Source organism: Brevundimonas sp. Root608 (assembly GCF_001427825.1).
In the GTDB taxonomy this organism is placed as follows: domain Bacteria; phylum Pseudomonadota; class Alphaproteobacteria; order Caulobacterales; family Caulobacteraceae; genus Brevundimonas.
In genome coordinates this window covers 1,067,800-1,082,222 of the sequence record NZ_LMGT01000001.1, presented here as the reverse complement: position 1 = coordinate 1,082,222, position 14,423 = coordinate 1,067,800, and the positions used below count along the sequence as shown (strand labels likewise).

The following is a 14,423-nucleotide window of genomic DNA, read 5'->3' as shown; positions in this document are numbered from 1 at the left end:
TCGGTCCATCAGAACATGTTCAGGGCCAGCTTGGCCTCGTCGCTCATCTTCGAGGCGTCCCACGGGGGATCGAACGTCAGCTCGGCGCGCGCCGACCGCACGCCCTCGACCTTCTTCACCGCCTCCTCGACCCAGATCGGCATCTCCCCCGCCACCGGGCAGCCCGGGGCTGTCAGGGTCATCTCGACCAGCACGTCGCGGTCGTCAGACAGGTCGACCTTGTAGATCAGCCCCAGCTCATAGATGTCGACCGGGATTTCCGGGTCGAACACCGACTTCAGTGCCTCGATGATGTCGTCCGTCATCCGGTCGATCTCGCCCTGGGCCAAGGCGCTCTTCTGCGGCGCGTCCCAGGCTTCGGCGAAGGCCGCGCTGTCAGAAATCGGGGTCGTCGGGTCGCTCATGCGAAGAACTCTCGGGCCTTGATCAGGGCGTCGGCGAAGGCGTCGGCGTCCTCTGTCGTATTATATAGGGCGAAGCTGGCCCGAACGCTCGACGTCAGGCCGAAACGATCCGCCAGAGGCTCGGCGCAGTGCAGGCCGGCGCGTACGGCGACGCCATAGCGGTCCATCACCTGGGCGATATCATGGGCGTGGGCGCCGTCGACAGTGAAAGTCAGGATCGCCCCCTTCCCTTCCGCCTCGCCGACCACGCGCAGCCAGTTCACGCCTTCCAGCCGCTGGCGCGCGTGCTCGTAAACGGCGCGCTCATGGGCCGCCACCGCGCCCTTGTCGAAGCGCGACAGCCAGTCGATGGCCGTGCCCAGGCCGATGGCCTCGAGGATCGGCGGGGTCCCCGCCTCGAACCGATGCGGCGGTTTCGCATAGGTGACGCGGTCCATCGTCACCGTCTCGATCATCTCGCCGCCGCCCTGATACGGCGGCAGGGCCTCCAGCGCCTCCGCCGTTCCATACAGGCAGCCAATGCCCGTCGGGCCGAACAGCTTGTGGCCGGTGAAGGCGTAGAAGTCGCAGCCGATGGCCTGAACGTCAGGCGCCGCATGCACCGCGCCCTGGCAGCCGTCGATCAGCACCCGCGCCCCGACTGCGTGCGCCATCTCCGTGATGGTCTGCACCGGATTGATCGTGCCCAGCACATTGGACATGTGGGTCACCGCGACGACCCTGGTCCTCGGCCCCAGCAATTCCGCATAGGCCGCCATGTCCAGCGAGCCGTCGTCCAGCACCGGGATCCACTTCAGCACCGCCCCGCGCCGCTCGCGCAGCAGATGCCAGGGCACGATGTTGGAGTGGTGCTCCATCTGGCTGACGATGATCTCGTCGCCCGGCTGGATCGACTGGCCGATGCCGGCCGCCACGAGGTTGATCGCCTCGGTCCCGCCCTTGGTCCAGACGATGTTCGAAGCCGCCTCTGCATTGACGAACCGCGCCACGCCGTCGCGCGCCGCCTCGAAGGCCTCGGTCGTCTCATTGGCCAGGGTATGCAGGCCGCGATGGACGTTGGCGTAGCTGCCCTCCATCGCCGCCGTCATGGCGTCGATCACCGCCCGCGGCTTCTGCGCCGAGGCGGCCGAGTCCAGATAGACCAGCGGCTTCCCGTTCACCTGCCGCGACAGGATCGGGAACTGCGCGCGAACCGCGTAGGGGTCGAAGGTGGTCACAGGCGATCCGTCAGCCATGCCCTCGCTACCTCTCTCGCGCCCTCGTGCTCGATCCGGTCGACCACCTCGATCAGGAAGGCCTCGGTCAGCAATGCCCGCGCCTCGTCGGCCGGAATGCCGCGCTGCTGCATGTAGAACAGGGCGCTCTCGTCCAGATTCCCGACCGTGTTTCCGTGCGCGCACTGCACGTCGTCGGCGTAGATTTCCAGCTCCGGCTTGGCGTCCACCTCGGCCCGCTCGCCCAGGATCAGGGCATGGTGGCCCATCCGCGCATCCGTGCCGTCGGCTCCGCGTTCGACCACGATCTTGCCCTGGAAGACGCCGCGCGCCGTGTCGCGCACCACGCCCTTGGTCAGCTGGCTGGTGACGCCGTTGGGGGCCACGTGATCGACTACCGTCGTCAGGTCCGTCTGCCGGTCGCCCGACAGCAGATAGACGCTGTCCAGCTGCACATCCGCGCCCCGGGCGCGGTGAGTCAGCTGCGTCTCCTGACGCTGCAGCTTCGCGCCGCCCGTCAGGATGGTCTGGCGATAGAAGCCGCCCGCCTCGACCCGCACCTGCGCCTGGGTGATCGAGACCGCATCCGCCGGCTCGTCGGCCAGAACCACCCGTGTCACCTCGGCGCCCCGCGCCACGTCCAGCTCCAGCCGGTTGTGCGCGACATAGGCCGAGCCGTGGCCCTCATGCGTCTCCAGCAGCAGCAGCTTCGCCCCGGCCCGCACCGAGAGACGCGCCGTCAGGGCGTGGCCCGTGCCGTTGGCCTTCGAAATGAAGCGCAGGCGCACCGTCTGCTGGCCGGAGACCATCAGGGCGCTCGCCCCCACGGCCCGGCCGTTGATGAACACCATGGCCTCGCCGCCGAGCGCCTCGAACGGCCCGCCGCCGGTTACCGGCACGGCCGCCGACGGCGAGGGCGCGGGCGCCTCGCGCAGATGACGGCGCAGGTCCGAATATTTCCACGCCTCGACGCGGCGCGAGGGGAAGCTGGAGGCGTCCTTCAGGTCGATCAGCGGAAGGGCGTTCACGCCGCCTCCAGCGCATATTTGTCGTAGCCCTCGGCTTCCAGCTGATGCGCCAGTTCCGGTCCCCCGGAGGCCACGATCCGGCCGGCGGCCAGCACATGCACCCGGTCCGGTTTGATGTAGTCGAGCAGCCGCTGATAGTGGGTGATCACCAGCATGGCGCGGTCGGGGCTGCGCAGGGCGTTGACCCCCTCGGCCACGATGCGCAGGGCGTCGATGTCGAGGCCCGAATCCGTCTCGTCGAGGATCAGCAGCGACGGCTCCAGCAGGGCCATCTGCAGGATCTCCATCCGCTTCTTCTCGCCGCCCGAGAAGCCGACGTTGAGCGGCCGCTTCAGCATGTCGAAATCCATCTTCAGCGCCGCCGACGCCGCCTTGACCATCTTCAGGAAGGCGGGCGCCGAGACCTCGTCCTCGCCCCGCGCCCGCTTCTGGGCGTTCAGCGCCGTGCGCACGAAGGTCAGGGCCGGGACGCCGGGGATCTCGATCGGATACTGGAACGACAGGAACACGCCCTTGGCCGCGCGCTCGGCGGGCTCCAGGGCCAGGAGATCCTCGCCCTTCCAGCTGACGGCGCCTTCGGTCGCCTCATAGCCGGGCCGTCCGGCCACGGCGTAGCCCAGCGTCGACTTGCCGGCCCCGTTCGGCCCCATGATGGCGTGCACCTCGCCCGCCGGGACGGCGAGCGTCAGCCCCTTGAGGATCGGCTTGTCGCCGACGGAGACGTGGAGATTCTGGATAGAGAGCATCACTTGTACCAATCGATAGCGAGCCCAGCGTTCAGCCGGGCGAGGGCGGCAATCGTCGCCGCCTCGATCATTTCGCCGCGCTTCGCTTCATCAGCCGTGGCGTAGAGTTCTATGTCGGCGCCCTGCACCGCCAACGCCGTCAAAGCGGCGGATCGACTCTCCAGTCGATTACCCAAGGCGATGATCGCGGCGTTCAAAGCCAGGGTTCCGGCCTCAGGGACGTCGAAGGCGCAGTAGGTTTCGTCGCGCGCGCCACCGATAGAACGCCCGTTCGGCGCGACGCGCGCGTCGCCGGCCGTCCACTTGACCTTCGCGGCTTGCCCGACGGCCTCTTCGATCAGTTCCGCCGCCATCGATGCGTGCCGAATACGCAAGCTGAGAAGAGATTGTCGCGCGCTCACCCCACGCTCCCTTCCAGACTGATCGCAACCAGCTTCTGCGCCTCGACGGCGAACTCCATCGGCAGCTTCTGCATCACGTCGCGGACGAAGCCGTTGACCAGCAGGGCCACCGCCTCCTCCTGCGACAGGCCGCGCTGCTGGGCGTAGAACAGCTGGTCGTCGGACAGGCGCGTCGTCGTCGCCTCGTGCTCCAGCTGGGCCGAGCCGTTGCGGGCCTCGATATAGGGCACGGTGTGCGAGCCGCAGTCCTTGCCGATGAGCAAGGAGTCGCACTGGGTGAAGTTGCGCACGCCGGTCGCCTTCGGATGCACCGAGACCAGGCCGCGGTAGGTCGAATCCGACTTCCCGGCCGACACCGCCTTGGCGATGATCCTGCTCTTCGAATTCCTGCCCAGATGGATCATCTTGGTGCCGGTGTCGGCCTGCTGATGTCCGTTGGTGATGGCGATCGAATAGAATTCGCCCGAGCTGTCCTCGCCCTTGAGGATGCAGGACGGATATTTCCACGTCACCGCGCTGCCGGTCTCGACCTGGGTCCACGACACCTTCGACCGGTCGCCCCGGCAGTCCGCCCGCTTGGTGACGAAGTTGTAGATGCCGCCCTTGCCCTCGGCGTCGCCGGGGTACCAGTTCTGCACCGTCGAATATTTGATCTCGGCGTCGTCCAGCGCCACCAGCTCGACCACCGCCGCATGCAGCTGGTTCTCGTCCCGCATCGGGGCGGTGCAGCCCTCCAGATAGGAGCAGTAGCTGCCCTTGTCGGCGATGATCAGGGTGCGTTCGAACTGGCCCGTCTGGCTCGCATTGATGCGGAAATAGGTCGACAGCTCCATCGGACAGCGCACGCCCGGCGGTATGTAGACGAACGACCCGTCGGAGAAGACCGCGCTGTTCAGCGCCGCGAAATAGTTGTCCGAGACCGGCACCACCGAGCCCAGATATTGGCGCACCAGCTCAGGATGTTCGCGCAAGGCCTCGGAAATCGGCATGAAAATCACCCCGACCTTGGCCAGCTCGGCCTTGAAGGTGGTGACCACCGAGACGCTGTCGAACACCGCGTCCACGGCATACCGCGGCGCGCCCTCGACCCCCGCCAGCACCTCCTGTTCCTTCAGCGGGATGCCCAGCTTGGCGTAGACGGCCAGCAGTTCGGGATCGACCTCGTCCAGCGACTTCGGCCCGTCCTTCTTCTTCGGCGCGGCGTAGTAGAACAGCTCCTGGTAATCGACCGGCGTGTATTTCACCGACGACCAGGTCGGCTCCTCCATCGCCTGCCAGCGCTCATAGGCGGCCAGGCGCCATTCCAGCATCCACGCCGGCTCGCCCTTCTTCTCGGAGATGAAGCGGACGATGTCGGCGTTCAGCCCGCGCGGGGCGTATTCGGTGTCGATGTCCGAGGTGAAGCCGTGCTCGTACTTTTCCAGCGCGGCGACGGCGTCGATGGTCTTCTGAACGGCGGCCATCAGGCGACTTCCTTCGCGCGGGCGGCGGACCGTTCGCGGTGCTTGCCATAGGCCTCGACCCAGGCTGCGGCGAACCGCTTCCAGTCATCCTCGACCGTGCCCCAGCCCCCGGAAATGCGGATGCCGCCCGTGGCCATGTCGATCCGGCCCGTGGCCAGGATGGCCCGCGAGGGTTTGGTCTTGCCCGACGAACAGGCCGAGCCGGCCGAGACCATCAGGCCCATCAGATCAAGCGTGATCAGCTGCTGCGGGCTCTCCCAGTCGGACACGGCCATGAACAGGGTGTTGGGCAGGCGTTCGGCCCCTTCGCCGATGATGGTCGCCCCGGCCTTCTTGACCACGGCTTCAGCCGCGTCGCGCCATCTGGCGTGCGCCATCGCCGTCGGCAGGTCACGCGCGGCGCAGACCGCCGCGGCGCCAAAGCCCGCAATTCCCGGCACATTCTCGGTCCCGGCCCGCAGACCGCGCTCCTGCCCCGCTCCGTGCAGGATGCGCACGGCCTCGCGGCCCTCGCCCAGCACCAGGGCGCCGACGCCCTGCGGGCCGCCCAGCTTGTGCGCGGACAGGGTCAGGCTGTCGGCCCTGAGTTCGCGGATATCGACCGGGATCTTGCCCGCCGACTGGATGGCGTCGACGTGCAGCCAGCCGCCCGCCGCCCGCACCAGCCGCGCGGCTTCCACGATCGGCTGGATCACCCCGCTTTCGTTGTTGGCGTGATGGATGGCCACCACCGCCTTGCCCGGTTGACCCAGCAGCTGGCGCAGCTTGTTCAGGTCCACGACGCCGCGCGCGTCGACCGGCAGCATCTTCACCGGCTTGCCCGAGGCCGTCGCGGCCTCGGCCACGCACGGATGCTCGGTCGCGCCGACGATCAGCCGCTCGCAGCCCGCCGCGATGGCGCTGATGATGGCCTGGGCGTTGGATTCGGTGCCGCCCGACGAAAACACCACCGATTGGGAATCGGCCCCGACCAGTTCGGCCACCTGCGCCCGCGCCGTCTCGATCCTCGCCCGCGCCCGCCGCCCGGCCGCATGCACCGCCGACGGGTTGCCGTTGTCGGCCAGGGCCTGCGCCATCACGTCCTGAACCTCGGGACGGACCAGGCCGGAGGCGTTGTAGTCCAGATAGACGCCGCTCACGCCGCCACCCCCATGTCGGCCCGGGCTTCGGACTCGGTCGCGCGGCGCCGCGCTCCGGTGCGGTTCATGACCACGTCTTCCAGCGACACGCCGGCCAGATAGCGGTGGATTTCGTCGCCGAGGTCTTCCCACAGATTGTGGGTGATGCAGCGCTCGCCGGCCATCATGCAGCCCTTGGGCGACGACTGGCCGATGCAGCGGGTGGCGCGGATGGGTTCGTCGACGGCCAGAACGATCTCGGCCACCACGGTCTCGTTCGCCCCCTTGGCCAGGCGATAGCCGCCGCCGGGGCCCCGCACGCTTTGCACCAGGCCGCTCTTGCGCAACCGGGCGAACAGCTGTTCCAGATAGCTCAGCGAGATCTCCTGACGCGTCGCGATCTCGGCCAGGGACACGGCTCGAACCACGCCCTCGGCCTGCCCGTTCTTGGCCAGATCGGCCATCGCCATCACGGCGTATCGTCCCTTGGTCGACAGACGCATCGCGCACCTTCAAAAATCGCGCGCTTTTCGAGGGTCCTGTGCTAGAACCCGCGCCTTCGCAAAGGCGTCGGCGCGCAGGCGGGACTTAGAAAGTCCTACCGCTGCGGTCAAGTATTACGCAGATGCGAAACGACAGTTGAACACGGATTTCGCCGCACATGCCTGAAGTCATCCTGCCCGGCGCCTCCGGCCGCATCGAAGGCCGCTACTCCCCGGGCAAGCGCCCGAACGCGCCGATCGCCCTGATTCTGCATCCGCACCCCAAGGCGAACGGGCATATGAACAACCCGGTCACCGTGACGCTGTACCAGCTGTTCCAGAAGCGCGGCTTCGCGACGCTGCGCTACAACAGCCGCGGCGTGGGCAAGTCGCAGGGCGAGTTCGACAGCGGCATCGGCGAACTGGCCGACGCGGCCACCGCCCTCGACTGGCTGCAGTCCAACAATCCCGGCGCCTCCCAGACGTGGGTCGCCGGCTATCAGTTCGGCGCCTATATCGGCATGCAGCTCCTGATGCGCCGCCCCGAGACGGACGGCTTCATCTCGGTCTCGCCGCCCTCGAACATGTACGACTTCAGCTTCCTGGCCCCCTGCCCGGCCTCGGGCCTGTTCCTGCACGGCACCAACGACACCGTCGTCCCGCCGGTCGAGGTCGAGCGCGTCGTCAACAAGCTGCGCACCCAGAAGGGCATCATCATCGACTATGAACTGGAAGAGGGCGCGACCCACTTCTGGCAGGACCACATCGACGCCGTCGAACGCCGCGTCGGCGCCTATCTGGACAAGCGGCTGGCCGAAAAGCCGGCCTGATCGCCCCATACCGTTCGTCACCCTCGGGCTTGACCCGAGGGCCGGATTGTCCGGTGCTCAGCGCGGGCCGATGGTTCGCCGCTCGCGGCCCCCCCGGCGTCCCGTCCCGATGACGTCCGATCCTCGGGTCAAGCCCGAGGATGACGGCCAGGAGTGGCGGACCTGATCAGTACAGCAGGTACGGCCGCCGCAGCTCCACCCACGCCGCCTCGTCCGGGCCGGCCAGCGCCTCCAGATCGGCGGACGTCGAGGCCGCATCATCGACCCATTCCCTCAAGCCCGGCCCGCCGTTGATGACGTCGATGGCCAGCCTGTCGAAGACGTATTCGTACGGGAAGTCGCGCCACAGGGCGTAGTCCGGATACCGCCGCCGGATCGCCTTGAACCCCAGCGCCTGCAGCCGCCACGGCCGGAACGCCGCATGGTCATAGGCCGGGTCGTCGACGTGAATCTGCACCCCGTTGCACAGGGTCCCGACGTGTTTGTGGAAGGTCGGCTCGAACCAGCAGTCGCGCAGCCGGCAGCCTTCCAGCCACTTCGGCGCGAACGCCTGCATCTCGGCGATCACCGCCCGGGCGTCGATGTCCGGCGCCCCGAACAGCTCCAGCGGCCGCGTCGTGCCCCGGCCCTCGGACAGGGTCGTGCCCTCCAGCATCACCGTCCCGGCATAGGCCCGCGCCATCGACAGGTTGGCGGCGTTGGGGCTCGGATTGATCCAGCTCCGCTCGCCGATCGGCCAGCCGAAGCCCGGACCCTGTTCGGGCGCCCAGCCGCGCATTTCAATGACGCGGTATTCCACATCCAGTTTGAAGTGGTCGATGAACCACCGCCCCATCTCGCCCAGGGTCATGCCGTGCCGCATCGGCATCGGCCCGGCCCCGACGAAACTCTCCCAGCCCGGCAGCAGGGTCGTGCCCTCGACCGGCCGCCCGGCCGGGTTGGGCCGGTCCAGCACCCACACCGCCTTGCCGTGCTTCGCCGACTCCTCGAGCACGTACAGCAGGGTCGTCACGAAGGTGTAGATGCGGCAGCCCAGGTCCTGCATGTCGACCAGCAGGACGTCGAACGTCCCCATCGCCTGGCCGCTCGGCCGCCGCGCCTCGCCGTACAGGCTGAACACCGGGATGCCGTGGCGCGGATCGGTGAAGTCGGGGGACTCCATCATATTGTCCTGCAGGTCGCCGCGCATGCCATGCTGCGGCCCGAACGCGGCCGTCACGGTCAGGTCGGGACAGGCCATCAGCGCGTCCAGCGAATGCGTCAGGTCCGCCGTGACCGAGGCCGGATGCCCCAGCAGCGCGACCCTGCGCCCCTTCAGCGCGGCCCTCAGCGCGGGCTCGGACAGCAGGCGGTCGATGCCGAATTTCATGCGGGCTCCACGGCGGGCAGGTCGAGGGTGAAGGCGGCGGCGTGATGGAAGTCGGGCGGCCCGGCCGGATGGGCCAGCGCCCACCACGCCTTGGCGCCGTCGGCGTCCTCGATGACAGCCGAAAGCCCGAGTCGCCAGTCCGACCGGGTCAGGTCTGGCGCGCCGCCGAGGTCGATCAGCGCCTCAAGCTCATGGCGCTCCGGGTACGAACGGCTCTCGATATGCGGCGGCGGCAGGTCCAGATTACCCATGCCGTCGCGATAGCGGCCGAACCGATAGGCCGCCCAGCGGGTCGAGGGCGACAGGTTGATCTCGCAATAGGCCTCGCCCGCCGGCGTGCGGATGAAGGCCTCCAGGCAGGTATGCCGCCACAGGTGATCGACCCGCACCGACTCCGCCATCGGCGGCAGCTTCAGCTCGTCCGACGGGGCATGGATCACATAGAGCAGGGCCAGCCGCCCGTGCTGCGGACGCCAGGCCGTGACCTCGACCCGCGACGCCGCCTCGCCCGCGGACTGCGCGTGGCGCAGCAAAGACCGTCGTTGGCCGGACGTCCCGGCGGTTCGCGCTTCCATATGAGCGTGCTACACGCCCCTTCCCTCCCAAGCCAAGCCTGATCCCCGACTCATGACCGCCGAGACCGCCTTCCAGTCCGACTTCCTGAAATCCCTCCAGGCGCGCGGCTACATCCATCAGGTCACCCACCCGGCCGAGCTCGACGCCGCGGCGGCGAGCGGGATCGTCACCGGCTACATCGGCTTCGACGCGACGGCCCCGTCGCTGCACGTCGGCAGCCTGATACAGATCATGATGCTGCGCCGCCTGCAGCAGGCCGGCGGCAAGCCCATCGTCCTGATGGGCGGCGGCACCACCAAGGTCGGCGACCCCACCGGCAAGGACGCCTCGCGGCCCCAGCTGACCGACGAGACCATCCAGTCCAACATCGCCTCGATCCGCACCGTGTTCGAGAAATTCCTCACCTTCGGCGACGGCCCGACCGACGCGGTCATGCTGGACAACGACGCCTGGCTGTCGACCTACGGCTATGTCGAATTCCTGCGCGAATACGGCACGCATTTCACCATCAACCGGATGCTGGCCTTCGACTCGGTCAAGCTGCGGCTGGAACGCGAACAGCCGATGACCTTCCTCGAGTTCAACTACATGCTGATGCAGTCGGTGGACTTCCTCGAGCTGAACCGGGCCTGGAACTGCACCCTGCAGATGGGCGGCTCGGACCAGTGGGGCAACATCGTCTCGGGCGTCGACCTGGTGCGCCGGGTCGACCACAAGGCCGCCTTCGGCCTGACCACCCCGCTGCTCACGACCGCCTCGGGCGGCAAGATGGGCAAGACGGCGCAAGGCGCCGTGTGGCTCAACGCCGAACAGCTGTCGCCGTACGACTACTGGCAGTTCTGGCGCAACGTCGACGACGCCGACGTGGGTAAATTCCTGCGCCTGTTCAGCGACCTGCCGCTGGACGAGATCGCCCGGCTGGAGGCGCTCGAGGGCGCCGGCATCAACGACGCCAAGAAGACGCTCGCCGACGCCGCGACCACCATGCTGCACGGCCCTGAAGCCGCCGCCACCGCTCGCGCCGCCGCCGAGGGCGCCTTCGAGCGCGGGACCCTGTCCGCCGACCTCCCCACCGTCGAACTGCCCTCGGCAGAGGTGATCGGCGCCATGATTGCCGCCGTCACGACCAGGGCCGGCCTGACCGCCTCCAACGGCGAGGCCCGCCGCCTCGCCCAGGGCGGCGGCCTGCGTCTCAACGACGAGGCCATCGCCGACGGCGCCCGGCTGATCGAGGCCGGCGACGTCAACGCCGACGGAGTCCTGAAACTGGCGGCGGGCAAAAAGAAGATCGTTCTGGTTCGCCCCACGTAACGCCGGCCGTCACCCTCGGGTTTGACCCGAGGGCCGGACCCTCCATCGCTCGTGCGAAGATGGCCTCGCACCGGCGGCTCAACATCCGATCCTCGGGTCAAGCCCGAGGATGACGGGAGTAAAAAGCCCATGCCCGAAATCACCGAAGGCCAGAAAGCCCCCGCATTCGACATGGCCGCCGACAACGGCGCCCGCGTCTCCCTCGCCGGCCTCGAGGGCAAGACGATCGTCCTCTATTTCTACCCCAAGGCCGACACCCCCGGCTGCACCACCGAGAGCCAGGACTTCTCGGCCCTCGTCGATGAGTTCGCCGCCGCCGGCGCCGTGATCATCGGCGTCTCGCGCGACCCGGTGAAGAAGCTGGACCGGTTCAAGGCCAAATACGATCTGAAGGTCGTCCTCGCCTCCGACGAGCCGGAGGAGGTCACCAACGCCTGGGGCGTCTGGGTGCAGAAGAAGCTCTACGGCCGCGAATACATGGGGATCGAACGCGCCACCTTCCTGGTCGACGGCCAGGGCGTCGTCCGCCGGGTCTGGCGCAAGGTTTCAGTCAAGGGGCACGCGGCCGAAGTGCTGGCGGCCGTGAAGTCGCTCTGAACACGGACTATTCTCTGCAACCTCAGATGTAACATTGGTTACAGAGATTCGCGCACTCGCCTGACAGGCGAGTTTTGGGCTCGAATACGGTCTTCGTTCGCGCGAACACGCGCCATCATGGTTAACAATGCGTGAAGAGACTTGTCCCCGGGGCATGGTCCGGCGCATAAACCCCGCTCGTACGTGGGGGCGTTGCGTGATGACCGAACGTGAGCCGACCGTCAGGCGGTCTCTGATCGGAAAGTGGTTTCCGACCCGATATCTGTATCTGCGCGACGGCGACGCCGTCCGCGCCTGGGCGCTGACGCCCGGCAAACAGGTCATGGCCGCCGCGGCCGCGGTGCTGCTGGGGGGCTGGACCCTGACGGCCTCGGGCAGCCTGGTCTTCGACATGGTGGCCAGGAGCCAGCAGGATCGCACCGTCGCCCGCGCCCGCGCCGCCTCGGAACGGTTGAACGCCGACCTTCAGGCCCGTCTGGACAGCGCCGTGGTGCGCATGAGCGCCACGACCGGATCGCTCGACGAAATGGCGCAGATGGTCGAGCGCCGGCACGCCGCCCTGACCCAGGTCATGGGCATGTTCCGCGGCGTCGAGGGGGCCCAGACCGCCTTGCGGCCCGCCCTGCCGCTCGACGCCAGCCGGTCGTCGCCGGTGCAGCGCATGATCGCTGTCCGCATGGATCAGGAACGGCTGATCGCCCGCGCCGAGAACGAGGCCCGCACCCGCGCCGAACGCCTGCGCCTCGCCTTCCGCCTCGCCGGCCTGAACCCGGCCGCCTATGCGCCGCGCGACGCGGCCCTCGGCGGCCCGCTGGTCGAGGCTCGCGATCCCCGCGCCCTCGCGGCCGTGCTGGACGTCGACGAGGCCTTCGCGGTCCGCATCCGTCACGCCGCCGACGATCTCTCGGAGATGCGGACCCTGGCCAATGCGGCCGAGGGCATGCCGTTCCGCCGCCCGACGCCGGCCCGTACCACTTCGGGATTCGGCGTCCGTTTTGACCCGTTCAACGGCCGTCCCGCCCTGCATCAGGGTCAGGATTTCGCCGCCCCGCTGAACACGCCGATCTACGCCCCGGCTCCCGGAATCGTGTCTTTCGTCGGCGTGCGATCAGGCTATGGCAACACGGTCGAGATAGACCACGGTCGAGGTTTCAAGACGCGCTATGCTCACCTGAACGCCACATCGGTCGCCGCTGGCCAGAGAATTGCACTGGGACAACGTGTCGGCGCGATGGGAACCACCGGACGATCCACCGGCGTTCACCTGCACTACGAAGTGTGGATGGACGGCCGCCCGCAGAACCCCGCCCGCTTCATGAGAGCCGGAGATCAACTTGTTCAACAAGACTAAGTCCCCCGTCCCGTCCCCCGAGCCCCGCGCCAACAGCGGCTCGGCCATTCCGCCCCTGCCCGACCTGCCGACGCCCGGCGGACCGGCCGCGGCGCCGCGTCCCGCCTCGCCGGCTCCGGCGAGCCAGCGCGGCCTGTCGACCCTGTCGTCGGACCTCCAGTTCGACGGCAACATCTCGGGCGGCGGCGATCTCCAGATCGACGGCGCCATCAAGGGCGACGTGCGCGTCGGCCGCCTGATCGTCGGCGAGACCGGCGCGGTCGAGGGCAATGTCTCGGGCGACTATGTCGAGATCCGCGGCCGCGTCGTCGGCGCCATCTCGGGCAAGCAGGTCAAGCTGATCGCCACCGCCTATGTCGACGGCGACATCACCGCCGAACAGATGTCGATCGACATCGGCGCCTATTTCCAGGGCCGCGTCCTGCAGGGCCGCCGCGAGGCGCCCGCCCCGACCGCCCCGCCCCGCCCGGCCGCGCCCGAACCGGCGCCGCAGATCATCGACATGAAGCCCCCGGCCTGATCATCGCGGACTGAAAAGACAAAAAGGCCCCCGGAGCGAGCCGGGGCCTTTTTCTCCGCCCGGGCACGAGGGACAATCGTGGCTCCCCATTTCCGATTCCTGACACGCCGGGGTAGCGTGCACATTGGCGGTCGTTCCCAGGTTCGACCGGCCTCAATTTCTGCGCCGCTTCACTCACATTTCACATGCCCCGGGGAGGGACCATGTCTCGAGTTGTCGTTCTTGGACTGACCGGTTTGATCCTCGCGTCTTGCGGGCCTGCGGATCAGACATCGGCCCCCGAAGCCGCCGCGCCAGAGCCGGCGGCGGCGCCCGCCAGTGCGGCCGCCACGGATCCTGCGGGAGCCTGGACGAAGATCAGGATCACCGGCCTGACCTGTGGGGACAACTGCTATGTCCAGATCCAGCCGATCGACGGTGGCGAGGCGGATGACGTGATGTGCTCCGCCGACCTCTGCACGCCCTGGTTTGAAAACCAGGCTCTGGCAGCCGGGGTCACCGACAAGACCTGGGAGGTGCAGATGGGCGCCGTCGATCAGCTCGATAACGAAGGCACTGTGATGGACGATAATTTCCCGGCCATCATCGCGATCCGCGAAGCGGTCTGAGCGCGTGTCTCGCGCCGTCGTTATTGGACTGACCGTCCTGCTCCTCGCGGCCTGTGGGCCTGCGGATCAGACCCCGGCCGCGGAAAGCGCCGCGCCGGCGCCCGTCCCGGCGCCGGCTGCGCCGGCGAGCGCTCCCCGGACCTCCGCGCCGATGTCCTGGGCGGCGACCGGGGAGCGCTGGCGCCAGGTTGAGGTCGAGCCCTCCGACCCTCTGGAGGCCCTGGAGTATCGGGGCGTCCATTGTCAGCACTATTCCGGCGAGTTCGGCGGGGATGGTTCCGAGCGGGACCAATGGCTGAACACGCAAATGGACAGGCTTCGGTGCGGGGAGCCGCTTGTGGCCGAGGCGCGCGCCATGCGGGCCTCCCGTTCCCGGGAGCCGGATGTCGTCACCCGACTGGACGC

16 protein-coding genes are annotated in these 14,423 nt (G+C 68.3%); 6 read left to right on the top strand and 10 right to left on the bottom strand.

Going from position 1 to position 14,423, the window contains the following annotated elements:
- Nucleotides 1-8: 8 nt before the first annotated feature.
- The 8 genes from ASD59_RS05160 to ASD59_RS05125 are packed head-to-tail and all read right to left on the bottom strand — an operon-like array spanning nt 9 to nt 6,877.
- Nucleotides 9-404 (bottom strand): SUF system Fe-S cluster assembly protein, encoded by a 396-nt coding sequence (locus ASD59_RS05160; RefSeq protein WP_055829231.1) that lies wholly within the window; start codon nt 402-404, stop codon nt 9-11.
- On the bottom strand, nt 401-1,639 hold the full coding sequence (locus ASD59_RS05155) for an aminotransferase class V-fold PLP-dependent enzyme (protein WP_055829229.1): 1,239 nt from the start codon (nt 1,637-1,639) through the stop codon (nt 401-403). Before ASD59_RS05155 ends, ASD59_RS05160 begins: the two co-directional genes overlap by 4 nt.
- A complete protein-coding gene (sufD, locus tag ASD59_RS05150; protein ID WP_055829226.1) occupies nt 1,618-2,646 on the bottom strand; it encodes a Fe-S cluster assembly protein SufD in 1,029 nt (342 codons plus the stop codon). The genes ASD59_RS05155 and sufD overlap by 22 nt, the downstream gene beginning before the upstream one ends.
- Nucleotides 2,643-3,392, bottom strand: a complete 750-nt coding sequence (gene sufC, locus ASD59_RS05145) for a Fe-S cluster assembly ATPase SufC (protein ID WP_055829219.1) — start codon at nt 3,390-3,392, stop codon at nt 2,643-2,645. The genes sufD and sufC overlap by 4 nt, the downstream gene beginning before the upstream one ends.
- Nucleotides 3,392-3,745 (bottom strand): hypothetical protein, encoded by a 354-nt coding sequence (locus ASD59_RS05140; protein WP_055829217.1) that lies wholly within the window; start codon nt 3,743-3,745, stop codon nt 3,392-3,394. Before ASD59_RS05140 ends, sufC begins: the two co-directional genes overlap by 1 nt.
- Nucleotides 3,746-3,789: 44 nt before the next feature.
- Nucleotides 3,790-5,256 carry a Fe-S cluster assembly protein SufB gene (sufB, locus tag ASD59_RS05135; protein ID WP_055829214.1) on the bottom strand — a complete coding sequence of 489 codons (1,467 nt, stop codon included), beginning with the start codon at nt 5,254-5,256 and terminating at the stop codon, nt 3,790-3,792.
- Nucleotides 5,256-6,395, bottom strand: coding sequence for a cysteine desulfurase family protein (locus ASD59_RS05130; RefSeq protein WP_055829212.1), 1,140 nt, complete (start codon nt 6,393-6,395; stop codon nt 5,256-5,258). Before ASD59_RS05130 ends, sufB begins: the two co-directional genes overlap by 1 nt.
- Complete coding sequence (locus ASD59_RS05125; RefSeq protein WP_055829209.1) at nt 6,392-6,877, bottom strand: Rrf2 family transcriptional regulator; 486 nt, start codon at nt 6,875-6,877, stop codon at nt 6,392-6,394. Before ASD59_RS05125 ends, ASD59_RS05130 begins: the two co-directional genes overlap by 4 nt.
- Nucleotides 6,878-7,035: 158 nt before the next feature.
- Here ASD59_RS05125 and ASD59_RS05120 point away from each other — a divergent pair, with 158 nt between their 5' ends.
- Nucleotides 7,036-7,686, top strand: coding sequence for an alpha/beta hydrolase (locus tag ASD59_RS05120; RefSeq protein WP_055829207.1), 651 nt, complete (start codon nt 7,036-7,038; stop codon nt 7,684-7,686).
- 166 nt (nt 7,687-7,852) lie between these two features.
- Here the strand turns inward: ASD59_RS05120 and ASD59_RS05115 are convergent, their stop codons facing one another.
- Together ASD59_RS05115 and ASD59_RS05110 are read right to left on the bottom strand one after the other, a co-directional pair.
- Nucleotides 7,853-9,055, bottom strand: coding sequence for an exo-beta-N-acetylmuramidase NamZ family protein (locus ASD59_RS05115; protein ID WP_055829204.1), 1,203 nt, complete (start codon nt 9,053-9,055; stop codon nt 7,853-7,855).
- Nucleotides 9,052-9,588 carry a DOMON-like domain-containing protein gene (locus ASD59_RS05110; protein WP_055829201.1) on the bottom strand — a complete coding sequence of 179 codons (537 nt, stop codon included), beginning with the start codon at nt 9,586-9,588 and terminating at the stop codon, nt 9,052-9,054. The genes ASD59_RS05115 and ASD59_RS05110 overlap by 4 nt, the downstream gene beginning before the upstream one ends.
- Nucleotides 9,589-9,682: 94 nt before the next feature.
- Between ASD59_RS05110 and tyrS the strand changes: the two genes are divergently transcribed.
- The 5 genes from tyrS (at nt 9,683) to ASD59_RS05085 (ending at nt 14,018) form a co-directional block, all read left to right on the top strand.
- Nucleotides 9,683-10,942, top strand: a complete 1,260-nt coding sequence (gene tyrS, locus ASD59_RS05105; RefSeq protein ID WP_055829198.1) for a tyrosine--tRNA ligase — start codon at nt 9,683-9,685, stop codon at nt 10,940-10,942.
- 129 nt (nt 10,943-11,071) lie between these two features.
- The gene (locus ASD59_RS05100) at nt 11,072-11,539 is read left to right on the top strand and encodes a peroxiredoxin (RefSeq protein WP_055829195.1); all 468 of its coding nucleotides are present in this window, start codon (nt 11,072-11,074) and stop codon (nt 11,537-11,539) included.
- 199 nt (nt 11,540-11,738) lie between these two features.
- Nucleotides 11,739-12,890 (top strand): peptidoglycan DD-metalloendopeptidase family protein, encoded by a 1,152-nt coding sequence (locus ASD59_RS05095; protein ID WP_055829192.1) that lies wholly within the window; start codon nt 11,739-11,741, stop codon nt 12,888-12,890.
- The gene (locus ASD59_RS05090; RefSeq protein ID WP_055829189.1) at nt 12,874-13,410 is read left to right on the top strand and encodes a bactofilin family protein; all 537 of its coding nucleotides are present in this window, start codon (nt 12,874-12,876) and stop codon (nt 13,408-13,410) included. The genes ASD59_RS05095 and ASD59_RS05090 overlap by 17 nt, the downstream gene beginning before the upstream one ends.
- A gap of 203 nt (nt 13,411-13,613) precedes the next feature.
- Nucleotides 13,614-14,018 carry a hypothetical protein gene (locus ASD59_RS05085; RefSeq protein ID WP_156376935.1) on the top strand — a complete coding sequence of 135 codons (405 nt, stop codon included), beginning with the start codon at nt 13,614-13,616 and terminating at the stop codon, nt 14,016-14,018.
- Nucleotides 14,019-14,423 lie beyond the last annotated feature (405 nt).

Excerpts from the sequence above, each read along its gene's own strand:
- ASD59_RS05155 (WP_055829229.1), bottom strand. The coding sequence starts at position 1,639 with ATGGCTGACGGATCGCCTGTGACCACCTTCGACCCCTACGCGGTTCGC.
- ASD59_RS05085 (WP_156376935.1), top strand. The coding sequence starts at position 13,614 with ATGTCTCGAGTTGTCGTTCTTGGACTGACCGGTTTGATCCTCGCGTCT.
- tyrS (WP_055829198.1), top strand. The coding sequence starts at position 9,683 with ATGACCGCCGAGACCGCCTTCCAGTCCGACTTCCTGAAATCCCTCCAG.
- ASD59_RS05160 (WP_055829231.1), bottom strand. The coding sequence starts at position 404 with ATGAGCGACCCGACGACCCCGATTTCTGACAGCGCGGCCTTCGCCGAA.
- ASD59_RS05125 (WP_055829209.1), bottom strand. The coding sequence starts at position 6,877 with ATGCGTCTGTCGACCAAGGGACGATACGCCGTGATGGCGATGGCCGAT.
- ASD59_RS05120 (WP_055829207.1), top strand. The coding sequence starts at position 7,036 with ATGCCTGAAGTCATCCTGCCCGGCGCCTCCGGCCGCATCGAAGGCCGC.
- sufB (WP_055829214.1), bottom strand. The coding sequence starts at position 5,256 with ATGGCCGCCGTTCAGAAGACCATCGACGCCGTCGCCGCGCTGGAAAAG.
- ASD59_RS05140 (WP_055829217.1), bottom strand. The coding sequence starts at position 3,745 with ATGGCGGCGGAACTGATCGAAGAGGCCGTCGGGCAAGCCGCGAAGGTC.
- ASD59_RS05115 (WP_055829204.1), bottom strand. The coding sequence starts at position 9,055 with ATGAAATTCGGCATCGACCGCCTGCTGTCCGAGCCCGCGCTGAGGGCC.
- sufC (WP_055829219.1), bottom strand. The coding sequence starts at position 3,392 with ATGCTCTCTATCCAGAATCTCCACGTCTCCGTCGGCGACAAGCCGATC.
- ASD59_RS05095 (WP_055829192.1), top strand. The coding sequence starts at position 11,739 with ATGACCGAACGTGAGCCGACCGTCAGGCGGTCTCTGATCGGAAAGTGG.
- ASD59_RS05100 (WP_055829195.1), top strand. The coding sequence starts at position 11,072 with ATGCCCGAAATCACCGAAGGCCAGAAAGCCCCCGCATTCGACATGGCC.